The organism is Comamonas serinivorans (assembly GCF_002158865.1).
In the GTDB taxonomy this organism is placed as follows: Bacteria; Pseudomonadota; Gammaproteobacteria; order Burkholderiales; family Burkholderiaceae_C; genus Comamonas_E; species Comamonas_E serinivorans.
Map to the genome: position 1 here is coordinate 650,217 of NZ_CP021455.1, position 24,614 is coordinate 674,830.

Annotated in this window: 19 protein-coding genes; 10 read left to right on the forward strand and 9 right to left on the reverse strand. The window is 70.8% G+C overall.

All coding sequences use genetic code 11. The annotated features are described in order from the left end of the window. Positions 1-139 precede the first annotated feature (139 nt). Positions 140-1,861 (forward strand): AMP-binding protein, encoded by a 1,722-nt coding sequence (locus CCO03_RS02755; protein WP_087276954.1) that lies wholly within the window; start codon positions 140-142, stop codon positions 1,859-1,861. Positions 1,862-2,554: 693 nt separating this feature from the next. Here CCO03_RS02755 and CCO03_RS02760 read toward each other — a convergent pair. Then, the gene (locus CCO03_RS02760; protein WP_087276957.1) at positions 2,555-4,282 is read right to left on the reverse strand and encodes a Na+/H+ antiporter; all 1,728 of its coding nucleotides are present in this window, start codon (positions 4,280-4,282) and stop codon (positions 2,555-2,557) included. 344 nt (positions 4,283-4,626) lie between these two features. Between CCO03_RS02760 and CCO03_RS02765 the strand changes: the two genes are divergently transcribed. The 5 genes from CCO03_RS02765 (at position 4,627) to CCO03_RS02780 (ending at position 10,366) form a co-directional block, all read left to right on the forward strand. Continuing rightward, positions 4,627-6,249, forward strand: coding sequence for a carboxyl transferase domain-containing protein (locus tag CCO03_RS02765; RefSeq protein ID WP_087276959.1), 1,623 nt, complete (start codon positions 4,627-4,629; stop codon positions 6,247-6,249). An 87-nt stretch (positions 6,250-6,336) separates the two neighbouring features. Further along, positions 6,337-7,143, forward strand: coding sequence for an enoyl-CoA hydratase/isomerase family protein (locus CCO03_RS02770; RefSeq protein WP_087276962.1), 807 nt, complete (start codon positions 6,337-6,339; stop codon positions 7,141-7,143). Positions 7,144-7,259: 116 nt separating this feature from the next. Further along, entirely contained in the window at positions 7,260-8,015 is a 756-nt protein-coding gene (locus CCO03_RS02775; protein WP_087284034.1) for a DUF4126 domain-containing protein, read from the forward strand. A 4-nt stretch (positions 8,016-8,019) separates the two neighbouring features. Beyond that, positions 8,020-8,208: a hypothetical protein gene (locus CCO03_RS19395; RefSeq protein ID WP_157667461.1), complete on the forward strand. Its 189-nt coding sequence runs from the start codon at positions 8,020-8,022 to the stop codon at positions 8,206-8,208. Positions 8,209-8,278: 70 nt separating this feature from the next. Then, positions 8,279-10,366, forward strand: coding sequence for an acetyl-CoA carboxylase biotin carboxylase subunit (locus CCO03_RS02780; RefSeq protein WP_087276965.1), 2,088 nt, complete (start codon positions 8,279-8,281; stop codon positions 10,364-10,366). A 98-nt stretch (positions 10,367-10,464) separates the two neighbouring features. On the opposite strand, the gene CCO03_RS02785 is transcribed toward CCO03_RS02780, so the two are convergent. From CCO03_RS02785 to CCO03_RS02810, 7 genes are all read right to left on the reverse strand, one after another. Further along, a complete protein-coding gene (locus tag CCO03_RS02785; protein WP_087284035.1) occupies positions 10,465-10,884 on the reverse strand; it encodes a copper-binding protein in 420 nt (139 codons plus the stop codon). A gap of 63 nt (positions 10,885-10,947) precedes the next feature. After that, positions 10,948-11,445, reverse strand: coding sequence for a DUF411 domain-containing protein (locus CCO03_RS02790; protein WP_169717445.1), 498 nt, complete (start codon positions 11,443-11,445; stop codon positions 10,948-10,950). A 147-nt stretch (positions 11,446-11,592) separates the two neighbouring features. Next, a complete protein-coding gene (locus CCO03_RS02795) occupies positions 11,593-13,008 on the reverse strand; it encodes a multicopper oxidase family protein (RefSeq protein ID WP_087276968.1) in 1,416 nt (471 codons plus the stop codon). A gap of 1 nt (position 13,009) precedes the next feature. After that, positions 13,010-14,515, reverse strand: coding sequence for a TolC family protein (locus tag CCO03_RS02800; RefSeq protein WP_087276971.1), 1,506 nt, complete (start codon positions 14,513-14,515; stop codon positions 13,010-13,012). After that, positions 14,512-14,898 carry a hypothetical protein gene (locus tag CCO03_RS19400; protein WP_157667462.1) on the reverse strand — a complete coding sequence of 129 codons (387 nt, stop codon included), beginning with the start codon at positions 14,896-14,898 and terminating at the stop codon, positions 14,512-14,514. The genes CCO03_RS02800 and CCO03_RS19400 overlap by 4 nt, the downstream gene beginning before the upstream one ends. A gap of 85 nt (positions 14,899-14,983) precedes the next feature. Further along, a complete protein-coding gene (locus CCO03_RS02805) occupies positions 14,984-15,394 on the reverse strand; it encodes a hypothetical protein (protein WP_157667463.1) in 411 nt (136 codons plus the stop codon). 419 nt (positions 15,395-15,813) lie between these two features. Next, positions 15,814-17,961, reverse strand: coding sequence for a heavy metal translocating P-type ATPase (locus CCO03_RS02810; RefSeq protein WP_087276977.1), 2,148 nt, complete (start codon positions 17,959-17,961; stop codon positions 15,814-15,816). 42 nt (positions 17,962-18,003) lie between these two features. Between CCO03_RS02810 and CCO03_RS02815 the strand changes: the two genes are divergently transcribed. From CCO03_RS02815 to CCO03_RS02830, 4 genes are all read left to right on the forward strand, one after another. Beyond that, positions 18,004-18,462, forward strand: coding sequence for a Cd(II)/Pb(II)-responsive transcriptional regulator (locus tag CCO03_RS02815; protein ID WP_087276980.1), 459 nt, complete (start codon positions 18,004-18,006; stop codon positions 18,460-18,462). Next, a complete protein-coding gene (locus CCO03_RS02820; RefSeq protein ID WP_157667464.1) occupies positions 18,455-19,912 on the forward strand; it encodes a hypothetical protein in 1,458 nt (485 codons plus the stop codon). Before CCO03_RS02815 ends, CCO03_RS02820 begins: the two co-directional genes overlap by 8 nt. A 262-nt stretch (positions 19,913-20,174) precedes the next feature. Next, positions 20,175-20,936, forward strand: coding sequence for an SDR family NAD(P)-dependent oxidoreductase (locus CCO03_RS02825; RefSeq protein ID WP_087276986.1), 762 nt, complete (start codon positions 20,175-20,177; stop codon positions 20,934-20,936). A 295-nt stretch (positions 20,937-21,231) separates the two neighbouring features. Further along, positions 21,232-22,200 (forward strand): Bug family tripartite tricarboxylate transporter substrate binding protein, encoded by a 969-nt coding sequence (locus CCO03_RS02830; protein WP_236904007.1) that lies wholly within the window; start codon positions 21,232-21,234, stop codon positions 22,198-22,200. Positions 22,201-22,573: 373 nt separating this feature from the next. Here CCO03_RS02830 and CCO03_RS02835 read toward each other — a convergent pair whose 3' ends face one another. Next, entirely contained in the window at positions 22,574-24,547 is a 1,974-nt protein-coding gene (locus tag CCO03_RS02835) for an ankyrin repeat domain-containing protein (protein WP_087276989.1), read from the reverse strand. Positions 24,548-24,614: the final 67 nt, after the last annotated feature.

Genomic DNA, 24,614 nt, shown 5'->3' on the forward strand with positions numbered 1-24,614 from the left:
CCGGGTGTCGGCGCTATGCTGCGGGACATGAGGCGGTGGCCGTTCGTGGGCCAGGCGTTGGCCCCCGACGGGCGACGCCGGCCGGGACCCTCGGCGGCACACCGACCCGCAGCCACCCGAACCGGCAGGAGACAAGGCCATGGCAGATTCGACGACCCGCCTCAGCGAGGCGGCCGGCGCCACGCACCCGCCGCTGATCGAGCAGACGATCGGCGCCTTTTTCACCGACATGGCGCAGCGCCAGGGCGAGCGCGAGGCGCTGGTGAGCCGCCACCAGGGCATTCGGCTGAGCTATGCGCAGCTGCTGGCCAAGTCGCGCCAGATGGCCAGCGCGCTGCTGCGCTCGGGTCTGCAGCCGGGCGACCGCGTCGGCATCTGGTCGCACAACAACGCCGAATGGGTCTACATGCAGCTGGGCACGGCGCTGGCCGGCCTGGTGTTGGTCAACATCAACCCCGCCTACCGCACGGCCGAGCTCGAATACGCGCTGAACAAGGTGGGGTGCAAGGCCCTGGTGACCCTGCCGCGCTTCAAGACCAGCGACTACCTGGGCATGCTGCGCGAGCTGGCCCCCGAGCTGAACACCGCGCCGTCCAGTGGGCAGTACGAACTCGCATCCGATAGGCTGCCATCGCTGAAGGCGGTTTACTGGATCGACTCGCCCGCAGACACGGCAGAAGAGCCGGGCATGACGCGCTTGTCGACGCTGCTGGCCCAGGGCGACGCGGCCGATGCGCGCCTTGATTCGCTGGCGCGCCTGCTGCACCCGCACGACGCGATCAACATCCAGTTCACCAGCGGCACCACGGGCTTTCCCAAGGGCGCGACGCTCACGCACCGCAACATCCTGAACAATGGCTTCTTCATCGGCGAGGCCATGCGGCTCACGCCCGAGGACCGGCTGTGCATCCCGGTGCCGCTCTACCACTGCTTCGGCATGGTGCTGGGTAACCTGGCCTGCCTCACGCATGGCAGCACCATCGTCTACCCGAACGACGCCTTCGAGCCCGTGAGCGTGATGGAGGCGGTGCAGGCCGAGCGCTGCACCGGCCTGCACGGTGTACCGACCATGTTCATCGCCGAGCTGGACCACCCGCGCTTCGCCGAGTTCGATTTCAGCACCCTGCGCACCGGCATCATGGCTGGCTCGCCATGCCCCATCGAGGTGATGAAGCGCGTGCAGCGCGACATGAACCTGCGCGAGATGACGATTGCCTACGGCATGACCGAGACCAGCCCCGTCAGCTGCCAGAGCGCCACCGACACGCCTCTGGACAAGCGCGTGTCCACCGTGGGCCTGGTGCAGCCGCACCTGGAGATCAAGATCGTGTCGCCCGAGACCGGCGCGGTGGTGCCGCGCGGCGAAACGGGCGAGTTCTGCACGCGCGGCTACTCGGTGATGCAGGGCTACTGGGAAGACCCGCAGCGCACGGCCGAGGCCATCGACGCGCAGGGCTGGATGCACACGGGCGACCTGGCGACCATGGACGATGAGGGCTACGTCAACATCGTGGGGCGCATCAAGGACATGGTGATCCGCGGTGGCGAGAACGTGTACCCGCGCGAGATCGAGGAGTTCCTCTACCGCCACCCCGCCATCCAAGACGTGCAGGTGGTGGGCGTGCCCGATGCGAAGTTCGGCGAGGAGCTGTGCGCCTGGATCATCGCCAAGCCCGGTCAGGCCCTCGACGAGGACAGCGTGCGGGCGTTCTGCAAGGGGCAGATCGCGCACTACAAGGTGCCGCGCTACCTGCGCTTCGTGAACGAGTTTCCGATGACGGTGACGGGCAAGATCCAGAAGTTCCGCATCCGCGAGGTGATGGTCGCGGAGCTTCAGCTGGCCGAACAGAAGACGGCCTGACGCATGCGGAGCCCCCACGCTCCCCTGCGCTTCGCGCATGGTCCGCTGCCCCCCGTGGGGGCTGGCCTTGCTTGGGGCGGCCCTGCGCTGCGGCCGGCGCGGCGCCCCCACGCTCCCCTGCGCTTCGCGCATGGTCCGCTGCCCCCCGTGGGGGCTGGCCTTGCTTGGGGCGGCCCTGCGCTGCGGCCGGCGCGGCGCCCCCACGCTCCCCTGCGCTTCGCGCATGGTCCGCTGCCCCCCGTGGGGGCTGGCCTTGCTTGGGGCGGCCCTGCGCTGCGGCCGGCACGGCGCCCCCACGCTCCCCTGTGCTGCGCGCATGGTCCGCTGCCCCCCGTGGGGGCTGGCCTTGCTTGGGGCGGCCCTGCGCTGCGGCCGGCACGGCGCCCCCACGCTCCCCTGCGCTGCGCGCAGGGTCCGCTGCTCCTGCCCGAGGGGGGCGGCCTGACTCGGGGTGGTCCGGTGCTGTGGTCGGCATGGCGGTACCACGTTCCTGCGCTGCGCGTCGTCCGCTGTCGCCCGAGGAGGAAAGGCTTGAGGCTCGGCGCCCCCGTGCGTCCCCACGCTGTGTGGGTTGCTCAGTGTTTTGTGGGTGGAGTATCGGGTGATTCTCTTTTCAATCGGATCGAAAATTGCTTGATACTGCCTGGTGTTGTCGTGTCGAAGGCCGCCGTCAGGCGACCGCTTCGGCTCGCGTCAGGGCAGGTCCAGCGGGGCATCGGGCTGCATGCCGGCGGCCAACTGGGCCACGTGCAGGCGTTTGCGGATGGTGATTTCGTTCAGATCCAGCTCGGCCACCAGGCTGCGCAGCGACTCATCGTTGATGCGGTGGGCGTGGCGCTCGGCATACAGCGCCGTGCGCTCCTGGCGCACACAGTGCAGGCGCAGCTCCAGCTCCATCACGTACTGCAGCTTGTGCTGCTGGGCCAGCGCGGCCTCTTCGTTGGCGGGCTCGGCCCCCACGGGGCCGCTGTCGCGCAGCACATCCATGCGCGAACGGTACTCGCGCGTGATCTGGCCCGCGGCATCCTGGTGCATGGCCAGCCAGTCTTGGCTGTGCTGCCGGATGTCGGCTTCGCTGACCACCAGGCTGGCCAGCGCGGCGTCGCAGGCCGCCAGGCGCGCCAGCCGCTCCTCGCGTCCGGTTTCCGACTCGGCCGGCTTGGGCAGGCGGCGCAGGATCAGCGGCAGGCCGATGCTGGCGAGCACCAGCGTGAACAAGATGGTGCCCGTGGCCAGGAAGATCACCAGCTCGCGCGCCGGGAAGGGTGTCTTGCCCTGCAGGGTCAGCGGGATGGACAGGGCGGCCGCCAGCGTCACGGCGCCACGGATGCCGGCCAGCGTGGTTGCCAGCGTCAGCAGCTGCGACGGGCGTTCGGCGAGCTTGCCGTGCCGGTGTGCCTTCATCAGGCTGGCGTGCACGCCGAACGTGATCCACAGCCAGCGCAGCAGCAGCAGCGCGGTGGACAGCACCACCACGTAGCCCACGAGCCGCCAGGCTTCGATGCCGTGGACCTGTACCAGGGTGTCGCCGATGATGGACGGCAACTGGATGCCCAGCAGCAGGAAGATGGCGCCGTTGAAGGACGACTCGACCAGGGTCCACACGCTCTCGGTCTGCAGGCGCTCGCGCACGAAGGCGTCGCGGTTGAGGTCGGCGAAGTTGGTGGCCACGCCGGCGGCCACCGCCGCCAGGATGCCCGAGACCGCGATCTTTTCGCCCACCAGGTAGGCGGCAAACGGCAGCAGCACCAGCAGCAGCACCAGTTGGGTCGAGGCCAGGTCGCCCAGGCGCCGGCTCACGGCTTCGCGCACCAGGGCGAACAGCCAGCCCAGCAGCGCCCCGACGGCGACGCCGCCGACCGCCATCCAGACGAAGTCCTTGGCCACGCTCTGCCAGGCCAGCGAGCCGGTCACCGTGGCCAGCACAGCGAACTTCAGCGCCACCAGGCCGGAGGCGTCGTTCAGCAGCGATTCGCCCTCGAGGATGTGCATGGTCTTGGGCGGCATGCCCAGGTTGCGCGTGATGGCCGACACCGCCACGGCGTCGGTGGGCGACACCACGGCGGCCAGGGCGAAGGCCACGGGCAGCGGGATGGCGGGAATCATCCAGTGCACGAAGTAGCCCAGGCCGATGACCGTGAACAGCACCAGGCCCAGCGCCAGCATCAGGATGGGGCGGGCCAGTGCAAAGAATTCGCGCTTAGGGATGCGCCAGCCATCGGCGAACAGCAGCGGCGGGATGAACAGCAACAGGAAGATGTTCGGATTGAACTGGATGTGCAGGCCGCGCTGGGGCCACGACAGCAGCGCCCCGATGGCGATCTGGATCAGCGGCAGGGGCACGGCGCGCACGTAGCGGGCCAGGATGCCCGACACGGCGCCCAGCATCAGCACCAGCAGGACGGTTTCAATGGTGTGCATGACAGGGTCAATCCGATGGCAGGCCGGCACGCGCCCCGGGGCGCGTGGGCCGTGGCTGCCCAGGGTGGACAGAATAGCAAGTGGGCCCGACAGTTCCCGCGCGGCCGCCGGTTTGGCACAGCGGCCTCGGTGTGCGCTGGTCGTTCGCGGGGTGCGGCGCCCGCGCCGGGTGTCCCGGCACCGGGCGTTTCTGTGCCGGGTGTTCGCCGGTGGGCCGCGCCTGCGGGCCGCTGCGGCTGGCCGGACCTGGCGCGACGCGGCCCGCTCCGGCGTGGTTTCTTTCCGTGTGGGGCGTCGCCCGTGGTGCGATCTGCCCGACCGTTCTTTCAGCAAGGCCTAATTCCATGAGCAAGCTTTCGTCACAGATCAACCCGCGCTCGGCCGACTTCCAGGCCAACGCGCAGCAGATGCGCCAACTGGTCGAGGAGCTGCGCGAGCGCCTGGCCGAGGTCCAGCAGGGCGGCGGCCAGGCCGCGCGCGACAAGCACACGGCGCGCGGCAAGCTGCTGCCCCGTGACCGGGTGCAGATGCTGCTCGACCCCGGCACGCCGTTCCTCGAGATCGCCCCGCTGGCCGCGCTGAACATGTACGACAACGCGGCGCCGGGCTCGGGCCTGATCGCCGGCATCGGCCGGGTCAGCGGCGTCGATTGCATGATCGTCTGCAACGACGCCACGGTGAAGGGCGGCACCTACTACCCCATCACCGTCAAAAAGCACCTGCGCGCGCAGGAGATCGCCGAGCAGAACCACCTGCCCTGCATCTACCTGGTTGATTCGGGCGGGGCCAACCTGCCCAACCAGGACGAGGTCTTCCCCGACCGCGAGCACTTCGGCCGCATCTTCTACAACCAGGCCAACCTCAGCGCGCGCGGCATCGCGCAGATCGCCGTGGTCATGGGCTCGTGCACGGCTGGCGGCGCCTACGTGCCGGCCATGAGCGACGAGTCCATCATCGTGGCCAACCAGGGCACCATCTTCCTGGGCGGCCCGCCGCTGGTGAAGGCGGCCACCGGCGAGGTGGTCAGCGCCGAGGACCTGGGCGGCGGCGACGTGCACACGCGGCTGTCCGGCGTGGCCGACCACCTGGCGCAGAACGACCTGCACGCCCTGCAGCTCGCGCGCCAGGCCGTGGCCAACCTCAACCGCCCGCGCACGCAAGCCGGCGACTACCGCGACGCGCAAACCCAGGCCCCGCAGCCGCCGGCCCATGACGCGAGCGAGCTGTACGGCGTGGTGCCCACCGATTCGCGCAAGCCCTTCGACGTGCGGGAAATCATCGCGCGCATCGTCGACGGCAGCGAGATGCACGAGTTCAAGGCCCGCTTCGGCGCCACGCTGGTGTGCGGCTTCGCCCACATCGAGGGCATGCCCGTGGGCATCATCGCGAACAACGGCATCTTGTTTTCAGAGAGCGCGCAAAAGGGCGCGCACTTCATCGAGCTGTGCTGCCAGCGCAAGGTGCCGCTGGTGTTCCTGCAGAACATCACCGGCTTCATGGTGGGCCGCAAGTACGAGAACGAGGGCATTGCCCGCCACGGCGCCAAGCTGGTGACGGCCGTGGCCACGGCCAACGTGCCCAAGTTCACCGTCATCATCGGCGGCAGCTTTGGCGCCGGCAACTACGGCATGTGTGGCCGGGCCTACAGCCCGCGCTTCCTGTGGATGTGGCCCAACGCGCGCATCAGCGTCATGGGCGGCGAGCAGGCCGCCAGCGTGCTCGCCACCGTCAAGCGCGATGGCATCGAGGCCAAGGGCGGCAGCTGGTCGGCCGATGAGGAGGAGGCCTTCAAGGCCCCCATCCGCGCGCAGTACGACGTGCAGGGCAACCCCTATTACGCCACCGCCCGCCTGTGGGATGACGGCATCATCGACCCGGTGGACACGCGCCGCGTGCTGGCGCTGGGCCTGGCCGCGGCCGCGCATGCGCCGATTCCCGAGCCGCGCTTCGGCGTCTTCCGCATGTGATGGTGCGCGCATGGGTATTGGTTGAATGCCGTTTTAATATGAACGCGAACCACCCCATACTGCTTGATCAATTCCAAGGAATCTTCCATGGCTGAAGCCCCGAACACGCCCCAGGCCGCCGTCGGCGTCCACCTCGATGCCGCCACGCGCATCGCCACCGTCACCCTGCAGCGCGAAGACGTGCGCAACGCCTTCAACGATGCCGTGATCGCCGAGCTGACCCAGGCCTTTCGCGCGTTGTCGGACCACGAGGGCGTGCGCGTCATCGTGCTCGCGGCGCGCGGCAAGGCCTTCTGCGCTGGCGCCGACCTGAACTGGATGCGCCGCATGGCCGACTACAGCCGCGACGAAAACCTGGCCGACGCCGCCGCGCTGGCCGAGATGCTGCGCGTGATCGCTACCTGCCCCAAACCCACCATCGCGCGCGTTCAGGGCGACGTCTATGCCGGCGGCCTGGGCCTGGTGGCCTGCTGCGACATGGCGGTGGCCGCGGACACGGCCCACTTCTGCGTCAGCGAGGTGAAGATCGGCCTGATTCCGGCCACCATCAGTCCCTACCTGGTGCGGGCCATGGGCGCGCGGGCGGCACAGCGCTATTTCTTGACGGCCGAACGCTTCTCGGCGGCCGAGGCGCATCGCCTGGGCCTGGTGCACGAGGTGGTCGGCAGCGACGACCTGGACGCCACGGTGGCCAGCCTGGCCGGCGCCCTGGCCACGGCCTCGCCCGATGCCGTGCGCAGCTGCAAGCGCCTCATCGATGCGGTGACCGACCAGCCCATCACGCCCGCGCTCATCGCCGACACCGTGGCCGGCATTGCCGACATCCGCGCCAGTGCGCAGGGCCGCGAGGGTGTGCAGGCTTTCCTGCAAAAGCGCCAGCCGAACTGGCTGTGATGGCCACGACCCACCCCGTCACCCGTGTTTGCGCCCATCATGGCCACCCGCCACGCACCGCAACGCTTGCCGCGTGCTGACGCGAGCGTGTGTCTGAACACGAGAAGGAGCAGGGCATGAGCGACACCTGGAATGGCTTGATTCAATGGCTGCACACCTTGGGCCTGCACCCGGACCCCAGCACGGTGGCCGCCGTGGGCGACACGGCCAACGCTGCCGTGGCCAAGCTGGACATGCCCACGCTGCTGGCCCTGGCCGCCGCGCTGGGCTGGGCCAGCGGTTTTCGGCTGTACGCGGTGACCTTCATCGTGGGCAGCCTGGGCGCGCTGGGTTGGCTGGCGCTGCCGGCCGGCTTGCAGGTGCTGAGCAGCCCCGCGGTGCTGCTCATCAGCGGCGTGTTGCTCGTGGTCGAGTTTTTCGCCGACAAGGTGCCTTGGCTGGACAGCGCTTGGGACGGCCTCAATGCCTTCATCCGCATCCCCGGTGGTGCGCTGCTGGCGGCGGGGGTATTCGGCCTGGACGATCCCACCATGGGCGTGATTGCCGGTTTACTGGGGGGCTCGCTGGCGGCGACCTCGTTTGCCACCAAGGCCACCACGCGCGCGGCCATCAACACCTCGCCCGAGCCCTTTTCCAACTGGGGCGCGTCCTTGCTTGAAGACGGTTTGGTGGTGGGCGCCGTGTGGCTGGCCACGCAGCACCCCTACACCTTTGGCGTGGTGCTGGTCGTCGTGCTGATCCTGTCGGTGATCCTGATGGTGGTGCTGGTCAAGTTCTTGAAAGCCGTCTGGCGGCGCGTGGCACGGCTGATGGGCAAAACCGTGGCCGAAGAACCGCAGCTGCTGGCCATGCCGCCGGCCAGGCGTGGGTGAATGCATGAGCAGCACATGGCCCCGCACGATGCATGTGGATGTGGACGACACGGCAGTTCGCTGCCTGGCTGAACAGGACGCGCCGCTGTACCTGCGCACCGGCGGTGCCGATCGCGGTCGCGACACGGCCGCCGGGCTGGGTTGGGCGGATTGCTGGGTGGGTGTGTTGACCAAGCCACAGGCCTGCGAGTGACGCGACTGCCGACACGCGTGGCCCGGCCATGCAGCGGAACCTGGATGGAATGATTTTTTGGAGACGCGAGATGTTCAAGAAGATGTTGATTGCCAACCGCGGCGAAATCGCCTGCCGCGTGGCGGCCACCGCGCGCCGCCTCGGGGTGCAGACCGTGGCCGTGTATTCGGACGCCGACGCCAACGCCAAGCACGTGGCGGCCTGTGACGAGGCCGTGCACATCGGCGGCAGCGCGCCCAAGGACAGCTACCTGCAGTGGCAGCGCATCCTCGACGCGGCCCAGGCCACCGGCGCGCAGGCCATTCACCCGGGCTACGGCTTCTTGAGCGAGAGCGAGGCGTTCGCGCGCGCCTGCGAGGCCGCCGGCCTGGTGTTCATCGGGCCGCCGGCCTCGGCCATCCTGGCGATGGGCCTGAAGGCCGAGTCCAAGCAGCTGATGGAGCGGGCGGGCGTGCCGCTGGTGCCGGGCTACCACGGCGCCGATCAGGACCCCGCCTTGCTGCAGCGCGAAGCCGACCGCATCGGCTACCCCGTGTTGATCAAGGCCAGCGCGGGCGGCGGCGGCAAGGGCATGCGCCTGGTCGAGCAGGCCGAGGACTTTGCCGCGGCACTGGCCAGCTGCAAGCGCGAGGCGATCAACAGCTTTGGCAACGACGCGGTGCTGATCGAGAAGTATGTGCAGCGGCCGCGCCACATCGAGATTCAGGTGTTTGGCGACACGCACGGCAACTGCGTGTACCTGTTCGAGCGCGACTGCTCGGTGCAGCGGCGCCACCAGAAGGTGCTGGAAGAAGCCCCGGCGCCCGGCATGACGGACGCCCTGCGCCGGCAGATGGGCGAGGCCGCCGTGGCCGCCGCCAAGGCCGTGAACTACGTGGGCGCCGGCACGGTCGAATTCATCGTCGAGCAGCCCGGGGGGTATGACCAGCCCGAGGCCATGCGCTTTTACTTCATGGAGATGAACACCCGCCTGCAGGTGGAGCATCCGGTGACCGAGGCCATCACGGGCGAAGACCTGGTGGCCTGGCAGTTGCAGGTGGCGGCCGGCCTGCCCCTGCCGCGGCAGCAGGGCGAGCTGCGCATCCACGGCCATGCGATCGAGGCGCGCATCTGCGCCGAAAACCCCGACAACCAGTTTCTGCCCGCCACGGGCACCCTGGCCGTGTACCGCAAGCCCGCCTGCAGCAGCTTTGCCGTGGGCGAGGTGCGCATGGACGACGGCGTGCGCGAGGGCGATGCCATCAGCCCGTTCTACGACTCCATGATCGCCAAGCTCATCGTGCACGGTGCCTCGCGCGAGCAGGCGCTGGCCCGGCTCGATGCGGCGCTGGCGCAGGTCCACATCGTGGGCGTGGCCAACAACGTGCAGTTCCTGCGCCACGTGCTGGCCACCGACTCGTTCGCCCAGGCCAGGCTGGACACGGCGCTCATCGAGCGCGAAGCCGCGCGCCTGTTCAAGCAGACCCCGCTGGCGGCCGAGCTGGCGGCAGCGGCGGCCGTGGCCTGGCGGTTGCAGCGCGACCAGCGCCTGGCCGCGTCGCCCCACAACCGCTACCGCGACCCCTTTGCCCAGGCCGACGGCTGGCAAAGCCATGCCGTGTCGGCGCGCCCGTTTGCGTTCGAGCAGGGCGAGCAGGCCTTGCCCGCCGTGCTGACCCACCTGCACGACGGTGCCCTGCGCCTGCAGGTGGGCCAAGCGCCGGCGCAGGCCTTCAGCTGGCGCCGTGCCGACGCGGGGGCGCAGGCCGGCCCCGGCGCACGCCGCGGCCCCGAGCAGCTCGACATCACGCTGGGCGCGCAGCGCCTGCGGGCCCAGGTCTACGTGCAAGCCGCGGGCGGCCACTCACCCGACACGCGCTTCAGCGTGTTCACGGCCCGTGGCATGGCCGAGCTGAGCCTGCAGGACGCCCTGGCACACGCTGGCGAAGGCGCGACCGAAGGCGGCCAGCTGACCGCGCCCATGCCGGGCAAGGTGCTGTCCTTTGCCGTTCAGGCCGGCGATGCCGTGAAGAAGGGCCAGGTGCTGGCGGTGCTGGAGGCCATGAAGATGGAACACACCATCGCCGCGCCGGCCGACGGCGTGGTGGGCGAGCTGCTGTTCGCCCCCGGCGATCAGGTCAGCGAAGGTGCCGCTTTGCTCAGCCTGTCCAGCAATTGAGGTGAGTATCTGGTTGTTGCCGTTCATTGCAAAACGGCAAGTGATGCATACTGCCTTGCATGAACGCGGGCATTCCTGGGCTCACGGTCCGGCGCTGGTCACAGCGCGTGCAGCTGCGTGACGACGAGGGCGCCGCCCTGGCGTTCGGCCTGGAAGCGCACCCGCTGACCGGGCTGCAGGTCGGCCGTGGCCTGCAAGCGGGGGTGCAGCTGGAACACCATGGTCATGGCCGGCATCGCCAGGTTCGCGATGGCGCCATGGCGCAGCGTGAGCTTGCCCGTGTGCGGGTCCCAGCGGCGCACTTCGCCGTCGACCCAGGGCTCGGCCGCATCGGGCGCCGTGGTGCCGGGTGTGGCTGGTGTGGCTGGTGTGGCCGTCGCGTTCGCGGGTGGCTCGTGCGAGGCGTGATCGTGCGTGGCCTGGGCCTGAGCGGTGCCCAGGGCCAGGCCCAACAGCAGGGCGACGGCGGCCACGCGGCGCGTGGCACGGCGCAAACTTGAAGGTGAAAACGGGGTCATCTGCGGGCTCCAAAACATGAGGTGAGGGCGATGAAGCGGCCTGGGGGCCGAGACTCAGGCTGCTCAGCGGTGGCTGCTGAACACGCGGGTGGTCACGTCCTGGCCCGGCGCTGGGCGTGTCACGAGCAGCACGTCGTAGGGGTCGCGGCGGTCGCCGTAGGCCGGGCCGTCCATGCCGGGGCTGCCCACGGGCATGCCGGGCACGGCCAGCCCCAAGGCCCGGGGCCGCTCCTTCAGCAGGCGGCGGATGTCGGCGGCCGGCACATGGCCTTCCACCACGTAGCCCCCGACCAACGCGGTGTGGCATGAACCCAGGCGCGACGGCAGCCCCAGCCTGGCGCGCATGGCGCTGTTGCCGGTGTCGTGCACGGTGATGGCGAAGCCGGCTTGCGCCATGCGGTCCACCCAGTCTTGGCAGCACCCGCAGTTCGGGTCTTTCCAGACCGTCATGGCGGTGCGGGTGGTGTCGGTGTTGGCCTGGCCGAGGGCGCTGGTCAGGGCGGCCAGGCCGCCCAGGGTCAGGGTCAGCCAGCGGCGGCGTGAGGTGGGCGGGGTCATCATGGGGTGCTCCGGGTGAGGTGAAATGAGGGGTTGCGGTGAGGTGGTCCGGCTGCGGGGCCGTCGCTGACGTGGGGCCTGGGCGGCGCCGGTGAACCGGCTGCCGCGTCGTCAACCGCCGGACGTGCGCAGGCCTTGGGCGGTCCTGCGTCAGTGGCCGTCGTGCGCGCCGGGTGATGGCGCGCCAGGGGCGGCGTGACCGGCATGACCGGGCTTGTGCACCTGGGCGGCCCCGGGTGCGGTGCCGGGCGCGGTCTGGCGTGGCGCTTGCGCATCCAGCGGTGCGCCCGTCCACTCGCGCGCCACGGTGCCCGCCGGGTGCCGGTACCAGCCCGGGTCGCGGTGGTCGTTGGCGCCGAGGTCGCGCCGCACCTTGAGCGTGGTGAACATGCCGCCCATCTCGAGGGGGCCGAAGGGCCCGGCGCCGGTCATCATGGGAAAGGTGTTGTCCGGCAGCGGCATCTCCATGCCGCCCATGTCGGCCATGCCGCGCTCGCCCATCCGCATGTAGTCCGGCACGATCTGCTGGATCTTCTCGACCAGCCCGCGGTGGTCCACGCCGATCAGCGTGGGCAGGTCGTGGCCCATGGCGCCCATGGTGTGGTGGCTTTTGTGGCAGTGGAAGGCCCAGTCGCCCGGTTCGTCGGCGATGAACTCGACCTGGCGCATTTGGCCCACGGCGACATCCGTGGTGACCTCGGGCCAGCGTGCGGCGCGCGGGGTGGGGCCGCCGTCGGTGCCGGTCACCTCGAACTCGTGCCCATGCAGGTGGATGGGGTGGTTGGTCATCGTCAGGTTGCCCACGCGGATGCGCACGCGGTCGTTCTGCCGGGCCACCAGGGGGCTGATGGCGGGAAACACGCGGCTGTTGAAGGTCCAGATGTTGAAGTCCGTCATCTCGGCCACGCGCGGCGTCTTGCTGCCCGGCTCCACGTCGTAGGCGGCCAGCAGCAAGGCGTAGTCGCGCTGGACCTCGGCGATCAGCGGGTGGGCGCCGCGCGGGTGGGTGATCCACAGGCCCATCATGCCCATGGCCATCTGCACCATCTCGTCGGCATGGGGGTGGTACATGAAGGTGCCGGGCCGGCGCGCCTCGAACTCATAGACGAAGGTCTTGCCCGGTGCGATGTGGGGCTGGGTTAGCCCGCCCACGCCGTCCATGCCGTTGGGCAGGCGCTGGCCGTGCCAGTGCACGGTGGTGTGTTCGGGCAGGCGGTTGGTGACGAAAAGGCGCACGCGATCGCCGTGCACGACCTCGATGGTGGGGCCGGGCGACTGGCCGTTGTAGCCCCACATGTTGACGAAGAAGCCGGGCGCGACCTCGCGCACCACGGGTTCGGCCACCAGGTGAAACTCCTTCACGCCGTTGTGCATGCGCCAGGGCAGGGTCCAGCCGTTGAGCGTGATCACGGGGCGGTACGGTCGGCCGTTCGGCGGCGCCAGGGGCGCCGCCGTGTCCGCCGAGGCCTGCGACACGGGCTCGGGCAGCGCGGCCAGGGCCGCACGGTTGACGGAGGCGGCGGCGACTGCGGTGGCCGCGCCAGCGAAAAAGTGACGGCGTTGCATGTCAGTGGCCTTCGCGGGTCGGGGTGGAAGTGGTCAGGGCGACGTCGCGGGGCGCCGAGGCGGCGCCGTCCGGCGAGGTGCCGGTCAGGGCCAGCTGCAGGTCGACCTCGGCCAGCCAGAAGTCGCGCACCGCGTCGGTGGCCTGGGCGACGGCCAGGGTGGTGCTGCGTGCCTGGGCCAGCAAGTCCCAGGTGCTGATGAACATGCCGTTGTAGCGCAGCACGGCTTCGTCCTGCATGAACTGCGCGGTGGGCAGCACCTCGGCGTGCTGCTGGTGCGCCAGGTCCCAGGCGGTGCGGTAGCGCAGCCAGTGGCTGCGCGCTTCGCTGCGGGCGCGCAGGGCGGTGTCGCGCAGCCGCGCCGCGCTGCGGTCCAGCTCGGCGCGCGCGGCGGCGCTGGCCGAGCCGCCCCAGTCGAACAGCGGCAGCGGCAGCGTCAGTTCCCAGCCGCGCGTCTGCTCTCGGTGGCCACTGTCGCGCTCGGTGCTGGTGTTGCGGCTGTGGCTGAGGCCCATGTCGCCAAACAGCGCGCCCACGCGGGCCACCCCCAGCCGATCGGCCGTGGTGTCGAGGTCGCGGCGCAGCGCCCGCACGTCCAGGCGTTCGCGCAAGGCCGTGGCCTCGGCGGCATCGCCCGGGCGCAGGTCCTCGGCCCGGGGCAGCGGCGGCAGTTGCGCCGGCAGGCGCAGGGCCATGGCTTGTGGACCCCACAGGCCCAAGGTGCGGGTCAGGTCTTCGCGCGCCAGGGCGGCGGCGAGCCGCGCCCGTGCCAGTTGGGCGGCGGCGTCCTGCTGCACGCGCAGCTCGCGGGCCTGCTGCAGCTGGCTGAAGTTGCCCACGGCGGCCATGCGGCGGGCCAGCTCACCGCCGGCGACCGCGGCGTCGTGCAGGCGCGCGTGGGCCTGCAGGGTTTGTTGGGCGGCGACGGCATTCAGCCAGGCACGGCGTGCGTCGGCGGCCAGGCGCAACACCGCTTGTGCGGTCTCCAGCGTGGCGCGTTCCATCTGCCAGCCCTGCCAGCGCGCGCGCCAGGGCAGGGTGATCAGGTCCACGATGCCGAGTCCGATCTCGCGCTCCAGCTCGCGTTCGTGGGCGTTGGTGAAGCGGCCCAGCGTGAGACTGGGGTTGATGAGCGTCAGCGATTGCGCGCGCGCCGCGTCCTGGGCGGCCAGCTGCGCCAGTTGCGCCTGCAGACCGGGGTTGTTCAGCACGGCGATGCGCACGGCCGTGTCGGCGTCCACGGGCTGGGCCAGCCAGGCATCGACCTGCGCGGCGTGGTGTGCCGGATGCGGGGACGCTGGATCAAGGGCGGCGGTGGCGGTTCCCGCAGGCGCGTCGGCCTGCGGACCGGCCGCGGTGGCCGGCGACGGCAGCTCGGTGCCGGCGGGCAGGCGGCCCTGCGTGTGTCGGGCCACGTCGCTGCGCAGGCCGTCGGGGGCCACGCTCGTGCAGCCCGCGAGGATCAGCACCGTGCACAGCGCACCGGTGAGGGCGGGCAGGCGGGTCATGGCTGGCCTTTCGCAGGGTGTGAATGCGGTATGGGTGATTTCTCGTCACCTGCTGAACGCGAATTAGGGGATACCGGATGGTGTTGATGTGCTGTGTTGTCGGCGGCGGCCACGGCGGCATTGGCGGCCCGCCAGTCCCCGGTGGCGGGGGTGAGGGCCGCGGTGGCGGGCAGCGGGGTGTGGTGCAGCGGTGCGGCGTGCGTGGTCAGCAGAGGGCCCTCTGACGGCGCGGAGCCGGTGGCGGGCGGCGCCGCCAGGGCCGCGGTGCCGGTGGTCAGCGCGAGGACCAGCGCGTTGACAAGCGTGTTGGTGAGGGCAAGGGCGCGCGTTTGGGCGAGCGCACAGACGAGCGCGACGGCGGTCGCGCGGGACGGCAAAGACATGGAAGCTCCTGAGCAAATGGCGGTCGACGCGCCCGCCCCGGCCCTGGACAGGGCCGGACGCTGGACGCACTTCGGGTGTCCAGGCTCAGGAAATGGGGGGTTTGGTGATGGGCGGCAGGGCCGCGCTCACGAAGCGGCTGGTGCGCTGCAGCGCATGGCGGTCCGCGGCCATGGGCAGGCCCAGCACCAGGGTGTGCGGTTGGGCCAGGGGGGAATGGCAGACCGCACACAGCGTGCAGTGCGTGTGGCCGGCGCCATCGCCATCGTGGGGGGCCTCGCTGGCGCAATGGGCCGTGGCATCGGGCGCCACAGTCGGCGTGTCAGCGCCGTGCAGGCTGGCCGGGCCGTGGCCGGCGTGGCTTGCCAGGGACGCGCTGCCCGCGGTCGGCACCACCGGGGTGTCCATGGTCGCCACGCCGCCCATGGCCATGGCGTCGCCCAGCAGGCCACGCAGGACCAGCAGGCAGACCAGGGCAAGGGAGACGAGGCGACGCATGCGCAACATGATAGCGAGGGTGGTCGGTGGGCGGGTGAGCAAGGGATTGAGGTGTGGCCAGGCCGGTCATGCGTGGCGGCGACGTCCAGCGACGTGCCTGGTGACGCAGAAGGAACAGGCGACGGGGCTGGTCGCCCCTCGCCCGGCACGCTGTAATCTGTCTGGAGATTGCATGGTGAATGAGTATGCGTCTATTGCCTATTTTAGGATATCGACAATCGGCTCATACTGCTTCAATATTTCCATCCGACCGCTTGAATGAGGCTGTTCGCCAGGTGAAGCACGGCCGCGTGCCGGCCTGTGGCGCGTGGCGCCTCACGCAGGCGTTTGCCTGCCCACGGCCCCGGTGGCCTGGTCATGCAGCCGGCACCCGGGGGATCGAGTGGCAGGGCCGGCTGCACGCGCTCGATACATGCGCTTCAGCCCCAGCGCCGCAGGCGCAAGCCATTGGCCACCACCAGCAGGCTGACGCCCATGTCGGCCGCCACGGCCATCCACAGGGTGGCCTGGCCGCTCAGGGCCAGCGCGAAGAAGAGGGCTTTGATGCCCAGCGCCAAGCTGATGTTCTGCCACAGCACGCGGTGCGCGTCGCGCGACAGGCGCACGGTCTCGGGCAGGCGCCGCAGGTCGTCGTTCATGAGCACGACCTGGGCGGTCTCCATGGCCATGGCGGTGCTGTGCGCACCGCCCATGGCAAAGCCCACGTCGGCCGCGGCCAGGGCGGGCGCGTCGTTGATGCCGTCGCCCGTCATGCCGGTGGGGCCGTACTGCTGGCGCAGCCGGCCCAGCAGGTCGAACTTGTCCTGGGGCAGCAGGCCGCCACGGGCATCGGCAATGCCGGCCTGGCTGGCGATGTGCTGCACCGTGGCGGGGTTGTCGCCGCTCAGCACCACGGGCGTCACGCCCAGGGCCTGCAGCGCACGCACGGCCTCGCTGGCGCTGTCGCGCAGCGGGTCGGCCACGGCAAACCAGGCCAGCACGGCGTGGTCGTCGGCCAGCAGGGTGACGCTGCGGCCCTGGGCTTCCTGCGCCTGCAGCGTGGCCAGCAAGGCCTCGTCGGCCAGGCCGCGTTCGCGCATCAGGCGCAGGTTGCCCAGCACGTGGGGCGTGCCGTTCACCAGGGCCTGCACACCCAGACCGGGCAGGGCCTGGACCTGGTCCACGGCGTGCGGCAGGGCCTCGCCTGGCCGGGCCTCCCCCGGCCGGGCTTGGCCGAGTGGGCGCAGTTCGGCCATCAGGCCGGCTGCCATCGCGCGCGACACGGGGTGGTCGGACCGGCTGGCCAGCTGCCAGGCGATGGTGGCGGCCTGGGCCGTCTGTTCGGCGTTGGCCTGCGGGGCAGCCTGCCAGGCGACGAGCCGCGGCTTGCCAGTGGTCAGCGTGCCGGTCTTGTCCAGGGCGATGGCCTTCAGCGTGCGGGCCTGTTCCAGGGCGCTGCCGCCTTTGATGAGCACGCCGCGCCGCGCCGCGGCCGTGAGGGCGCTGACCACGGTGACCGGCGTGGAGATGACCAGCGCACACGGGCAGGCGATGACCAGCAGGGCCAGTGCTTGGTAGACGGCTTGGTGCCATGGCCAGTCGGCCACGAACGGGGCCAGCACGGCCAGCAGCAGCGCCAGCACGAACACGATGGGGGTGTAGACCTGGGCAAAGCGGTCGACGAAGCGCTGCGTGGGCGCCCGCGTCGCCTGGGCACGCTCCACGAGCTCGACGATGCGGGCGAGCAGGCTGCCGCTGGGCGCCGCCGTCACGCGCATCAGCAGCTCGCCCTGCTGGTTCACGCTGCCGGCGTACAGCGGGTCGCCCGCAACCTTGTCGGCCAGCGCGCTTTCGCCGGTGATGGGGGCCTGGTCGACCGCGCTGCTGCCCTGAGTCACCACGCCGTCGAGCGGCACGCGCGCGCCCGGGGCGATGCGCACGCTAGCGCCCAGCGCCACCTGGTCCACAGGCTGGCGTTGCACCTGGCCGTCGGGCTGCAGCACGTCGGCGGTTTCGGGGGCCAGGCTCAGCAGGCCGCGAATCGCCTGGCGGGCGCGGTCCATGGCCTGGTCTTCGATGCGCTCGGCGGCGGCATACAGGGCCATCACCATGGCGGCTTCCGGCCACTGGCCGATCAGGAAGGCGCCGGTCACGGCCACCGCCATCAGCGCGTGAATGCCCAGGTGGCCGCGCGCCAGGCTCTTCAGGCCGGCGCGGTACACGCCCAGGCCAGACAGGCCAATCGCCAGCAGGGCGAAGGCCATGCCCAGGATGCTCAGCCAGCCCAGGCCCGATGGCGTGTCCTGGGCCAGCCAGTGGCAGACCTCGGCCAGCAGGGCCACCACCAGCGCCGCCGCGATGCGCGGCCAGCTTGGCAGCACGCCATGGTCGTGGCCGGCGTGCTCATCGTCGCCTGGCACGGTGCAGGCGCTGCAGCTCAGCGCATGAGGCTCGTGCGCGCCTGGCGGGTGAGCAGGATGGGCCTGAGCGGGCCCGGCGCTGGCTTGATGGGTCGCGTGATCGTGGGCATGACCCGCGTGCGTGTGGGGCCCGGAGGCCGCAGAGGAGGTGGGGTTGACGGAAGGCATGTCAGCATTGGAAACCTTGAAGACACTCGAAGGTCAACCACCATGCGCGAATCCCCCTTCCACCGCATCGGCGAAGCCGCGCGCCGCTCGGGCGTGCCGGCGGCCAGCATCCGTTTTTACGAGAAGCAGGGCCTGCTGCCCGAAGGGGCGCGGGCCGACAACCAGTACCGGCTGTACGACGAGGCGGACATCCATCGCCTGCGCTTTGTGCGGCTGTGCCGCGCCATGGACATGTCGCTGGACGAGGTCCGCACGCTGCTCGCGCTGGATGGGGCGCCGGGCCGCGACGACCACGCCGCCTGCGCCACGCTGGACGAGCACCTGCACCACGTGCGCGAGCGCCTGCACGAGTTGCAGGTGCTGGAGCAGGAGCTGATGGCGCTGCGCGGCCGCTGCGATGGCACGGGCAACGCCTGCCAGGTCATCGAGGCCCTGCACGCGCGGGCCGACGCCGAGGTCGATGCCGCCGCGCCGGTGCCCCATGCCAAGCGCCATGTCTGAGACCGCGCGCCCTGCCGGCCCGCCGGCGCCACGCCCGCTTGCTGCGGCCGGTAGCTTGGGAGCGGATGGCGCCCCGGGCTCGGGTGACGCCGAGCGGACGCGGCAGCTGCTGGCCGACGCGCTGCCAGCGGTCTGGCTGGTGCTGCTCGCGGCCCTGCTGGGGCCGCTGTGGCGCTGGCCGCCGCCGGACCTGCCGCCGCCACCGGTGACCTTCTTCAGCCCGCGCGCCTACCCCGAGGCGCTGGCCGCGCACACGCACCTGGGCATGGTCTACGTCACCAGCCCGGCGCAGCTGCGCGACAGCCTGGCGGTGGCCAGGCGCCACGGCAGCCGCTTGCAGCTGGACTTCAGCACGGTGCTGCTGCAGGACCGGGCGCCAGCCCGGATCGACCGGCGCTACCGCGACGCACTGGGCCAGTGGCACACCAAGTCGTTCGCGCCCCTGCCCGAAGGCAAACTCAAGGATGTGCCGGCAGACGATGCGCTGGCCTTGCGCATGGCGTCGTACTGGCCGGTGCTGCAGGCCTACCGCGCGCAGGTCGACACCCTGTTCCTCATCGACGAGCCCTACATGCATGGCGTCAGCCACGACGAGCTCGGCCGCGCGGCCTCGCGTGTGCGGTCCCTGATGCTGCAGCATGGCCTGCGCCGGGTGCAGCTGGGGGTGGTGTTTTCGGGCGCCATGTTCGACGCTGGCTTTGCGCGGCACGTGGCCGATGGGGCCCATGCGCTGGCGGACGAGGTCGAGCGCTACCACCAGCGTGCCCAGCGCGAGGCCGATCCCCAGCACGCCGCGTGGGCCGCGCGCTTTGCACGCGAGCGGCTCACCACCTACGACCTGGCCGGCAACCTGTACGCGGGCGGCGGCATTCCGCGCGAATTCGACGTCGTGGCTTACAACCTCTACACCGCCACCCTGTTGCAGGACGCCGTGCACCGCCGGACGCTGGCCTGGTTTGCCGAGCTGGGGGCCAGCCCTGCGTGCCAGCCGTTCAAGGGCAGCGACCTGCGCGACTGGCGCCAGCGCCTGAGCTTCTACCGCGACGGCCCCGTGCAGGCCGATCAGGCGGGCGACCGCCGGCTGCTGGCGGCGGTGTTCCGCTGCAAGACCGAATCGGTGCACGCCCTGCTGCAGGCCCAGCCAGCGCGCCCGGGGCGGCGGTTCCAGCTCTGGGGCGAGTCCAGCGCCAACGGCTTCCTCGAATTCGATGCCCGCGGCCACGTGGATGCCGAGCAACCCGAGCTGCTGGTCGCCGCGCGCGTGGACGACGAGGTGGCGCGCACGCTCGCCTTCCTCGGTCGCCATGCCGACTTCTACCGCGCCGGTCTGGTGTTTTTCGTCTACGACGACACCGTGGACCCCAGCATCGGCCTGCACATCCAGGGCGCCAGCCACATGCCCGCCGTCATGGCGCGCGTGTTCCGTGCCGCGGGCAAAGCGCCGCCCTGAGGGAGCGCAGCCCGCGCCGATCTGGTCGCTGGCCAGGATGGTGCACCTGGGGGCGCCTGGACGAGCGTGTTGACAGCGCCCCACTCGGCGCGCCTCGCTCTACGCGTTCTGCACCGTCCGTCCAGGTCCACCGCCGTGCCCACGACCGCCCGAGTCGGCGCCTGTTTCGCCAGCGGGCAAGGCCATGGAACGGCGCCGGGGCGGTGACGCGCCTAAGATGGCCCGTTCTCGGTTTTCGATCACGCACAACAGAGGAGACGACATGCGGCTTGCAGGCAAAAACATGCTGGTCACGGGCGGTGCCAGCGGCATCGGACTGGCCACGGTCACGCGGTGCCTGAAGGAGGGCGCGAACGTGGTGCTGTCCGACCTGGACAGCAGCGATGGCGCGGCGCGGGCCCAGGCGCTGAACGACGCAGCGGCCCCGCACGGCGGCCGCTGCCTGTTCGTGCCGTGCGACGTGGCGCACACGCAGCAGGTGGGCGAGCTGGTCGACGAAACCGTGGCCCAGCTGGGCCGACTGGATGCGGTGTTCAACAACGCCGGCGTGGCCGCGGGCGCACCCGCCCATGCCACCGATGACGCGACCTGGCTGCACGTCATCGACATCAACCTCAACGGCGTGTTCCGCGTGGCGCGCGCGGTGCTGCCGGTGCTCTACAAGCAGCGCAGCGGCAACATCGTCAACTGCGCCTCCATCCTCGGCGTGCTGGGCCAGTCGGGCACGGCGGCCTACGCCTCGGCCAAGGCCGGCGTGGTCAACCTCACGCGCACGCTGGCGCTCGAGGCCGCGCCCCTCGGCGTGCGCGTCAACGCCATCGGTCCGGGCTACATCGACACGCCCTTGATCAAGCACCTGGAGCCGGCCCAGCGCGAGGCCCTGATCCGCCTGCATCCCCTGGGCCGCCTGGGCCGCGACGAGGAGGTGGCCAACGCCGTGCTGTTCCTGGCCAGCGACGAGGCCAGCTTCGTGACCGGCACCTGCCTGCTGGTGGACGGCGGCTTCACCGCTGGCAAGTCGTGAGCGGGGTGAATGAATCAATAGGTAGTATAGCCGGCTGTCCGTTTTGAATGAAACGGGTGTGGCTGCATACCCTAGTTTTGTTGCGGCCAGGCCTGCGCCCGCAAGTGGTGCTGCGGCGACCCGGCCGGGGTGATCCAGGCGACTGGCTGCGCGCCCGGCCCTCCCTATGATGCCGGCGCGACACGCCGTGGCGCCGCCCCAGGGCTGCCCGAGCCCGCCGCGCCGACGGTGCGGCTTGGCCCACCCTGAACGTCCCGCGCGCACCCTTTCAAGATTCCCGACTTCAGGAGACAACGTGTTCAAGCAACCTTCGGTTTTTGCGCTGTCCGTGGCGCTGGCTGCCACTGGCCTGGCCGGCCTGGCCCAGGCCGACACCTGGCCGAGCAAGCCCATCAAGGTGGTGCTGCCCTACACCCCCGGCGGCTCGGTCGACACCTCGACCCGCATGGTGATGGAGCCCGTGGCCAAGGCGCTGGGCCAGCCCATCGTCATCGAGAACAAGCCCGGCGCCAACACCACCGTGGGCACGGCGCAGCTCGTGCGCTCGGCCGCCGACGGCTACACCTTCGGCATCGTGCCGGCCTCGTACGCGGCCAACTACACCCTGTTCAAGAACCTGCCGTACAAGCACAGCGACCTCGCCCCCGTGTCGCACCTGGTGGACATCCCCATGTACCTGTTCACGCGGGCGCAGACCCCGGCCAAAAACGTGAAGGAGCTGGTCGCCTGGGCCAAGACCAAGCCGGTCAGCTATGCCTCGACCGGCCCCGGGTCGACCGGCCATTTCCTGGGCGCGGCCTTCACCCTGAAAGAGGGCATCGACGGCACGCACGTGCCCTACAACGGCAGCGCCCCCATCCTGGCCGACCTGACCTCGGGCCAGATCGATTTCCTGTTCGACCCGGCCATGGTGCCCATGCCGCACGTGAAGGCCGGCACGCTCAAGGTGCTGGCCGTGAGCCTGCCCAAGCGCTGCCCCTGCACGCCCGACGTCCCCACCCTGGAAGAGGCCGGCGTGCCGGGCTTTGTGCAAAGCTCCTGGATCGGCCTGATGGCGCCTGCGGGCACGCCCAAGGCCATCGTCGATCGCCTGTCCACCGAAATCGGCAAGGCGCTGAAGAACCCCGAGCTGATCAAGAAGCTGGCCGACATGGGCATGAGCGCACAGGGCAGCACGCCGGCGCAGTTCCAGGCCTTGATCGAGCGCGACACCCAGAACTACGCCGCCATCGCCAAGCAGGCCAACATCTCGCTCGACCGCTGAGGCGTGCACCTGGCGCGCTGACGGGCGATCGCGTCGCCCGCGCTGGTCGGGGTGGCAACCGCCGGTGATCCGGGCCCGCGGGGCCTCTTCGCTGAAGCGGGTGGCATTGCCTGCCACCTCAGCACCGGTCTCCCGCTGCGCACGCCCTGCGTGGTTGGCCGGGCATCGTTTGCCGCGCTGTCTACCACTGGCGCGCCACCGACAGCGGCGCCCAGGCCTCGGTGGCGGGGTTGTGCCACTCGATCGGGGCACGCGGCTGCCCTTGGCGCCGTCATGACCGGGTGATGACGAGGTGACGCGAGCTGTCACGGTGGCACGGCCCTTTGGCTTGCATCTTCGTCGCCTGGGCCGGCCGCCCGGACCCGGACTCGCCTCAGGCCAGCCGGGTCCAGCGCCCGGTGGGCACGTCGAGCTGCCAGCGCTCGGGCCAGTCCTCGATGAGGCCTGAGGGTCCGGGGATGTGCTTGCCGCCCCAGACCTCGATGACGCCCGGCGCCGTGAGCCTGGCCTGGTGGCCGTGGATCCAGCCGGGCATGGGCCTGGCCTGGTTGGCCCCCTCCTGGCTGGGCCCTTCCTGGCCATCCCCCTCGCACACGATGCGGCGCATCTGCAGGCTGTGGATGTGCAGGGCGTAGACCGGCGTGTGGCCGGGCTGGCGCTGGTGGTCGTGGCCCAGGCAGCCGATGACGATGACCTCGTCGCCGCACAGGGTGGCGCTGTGGTGGTCGGTGGGCGGGAACACGTCCGCCGGGTAGGCGAACACGCGCCGGTCCCAGCGCGGGTCATCGCTGCCGGCGGCGGGCGGTGTGTGCACGATGACGTCGTTGTAGATGAAGAAGTCGGGGTCGTAGCCGTCTTCGTGCTCGCCGCCGATCTGGATGCAGCGGCCATCGGGCAGCACCGTCAGGCTCTGGCCAAAGCGGTCGGTGTTCCACACGTGGGCCCAGGCTTCATCGGCAAAGCTCTGTTCTAGACCGAAGGCTTGGGCCGCGCCATAGGCCGATTCGTTGGACTCGATCATGGCCACGTGAAAGGCGCTGGTGATGTCTTCGCCGTTGTGCGTGTCCAGGCGCGGCGTGTGCTGCGCGGCGAACTCGGTGGGCGTGCAGCCCAGCAGCCACTCAGCCTGGCGCGCGTGGTCAAAGGGGTCGCCATGCGGCAGGCCCAGCCACACACGCGCGCCATGGCGGTCCAGCGCATCGGGCGGTGCGCCATGCTGCATCAGCAGGCGCTGCATGGCGGGGCTGATGGCGGCCTCCAGGGGACTGGTCAGTTCACCGCGAATGTGCACACTGGCGCCGGCCGCCAGCAGCAGCACGGCCAGGCGCAGGTCGTCTCTCTCCACCGCCTCGATCAGCAGCGTGCTGCCCAGGCCGCCCACGACGGCGTCGACGTGCACACCGGGCTGCGCCAGCCACCAGCGCATGGCGTCCGGCTCGCGCGACTCGCCCACCCAGTACCCCAGCGTGTGGTCGCGCCACACCACCTGCACGTCGGCGCCCGCGCGCCGGAGGGCCTCGAGCTTGCGCACATCGCCTTGCTGGGCCGCATATGAAATGGGCGTTCGCCCCCAGCTCTGGCGGGCTTCGAGCTGGGTGCGCAGCGCGGCCTGGGCGGGGTCGGCCAGCGCCGCCTCCAGGTCTGACGCGCTGCCCATCACCACCAGGCGGTGCAGGGGCGACCAGCCCAGCGAGGCGAAGTCGGCGCCGTGCGCGGCCATGCGGGCCAGCAGGTCGGCGCGGCCGTCGCGGGCCATGCGGTCGATGGCACGCCCATCCCAGCGCCGGCAGCCGTCGGTGGGCGCGCCTTGCGTCAGCAGCGCGTCGAGCATGGCGACCGATTTCGCCGCCTGAACGGCGTTGCAACCGTCGTCGTCCTGATGCCGCACATCGGCCCCCTGGTCCTGCCACCAGCGCACGCGGGCCAGGTCGTCGCTGTGCACGGCAGCGCGCAGGCCCGCGTTCAGCCACTGCTGCGCACTGGGCGGGGTGACCGGGAAGGTGTTCTGCTCCCAAGGCGCTGGCGTGCGCGCCACGGCACGAGCCTGGGCATCGCTGGCCAGCCAGCCCCAGGTTTTCAGCGCATCCAGCGTGCGCGCGGTGGCGGCCGGGTCGCTGCTGGCCAGGTGCAGCAGCGCGGGCCGACCCGTGGGCAAGGCCAACGCCCGCGCCGTCGCCGGGCCCGAATCCGCCGCCACGGTCTGCAGGTAGGCCTCCAAGGCGGGCCAACGCCGCTGCGCCACGAGCAGCGACACGGCCAGCGCCTGGCGGGCGGGATCGCGTGCGGCCAGCTGCATGCAGGTGGCCGCCAGGGCCGCGTCGGTCTGCCGGGTGTCCAGGCGTTTCATGGTGGTCAGGAAATTGAATGGGCAGTATGCATGGATATTCGATGTCAATTCATCGGAAGGCTGTGCA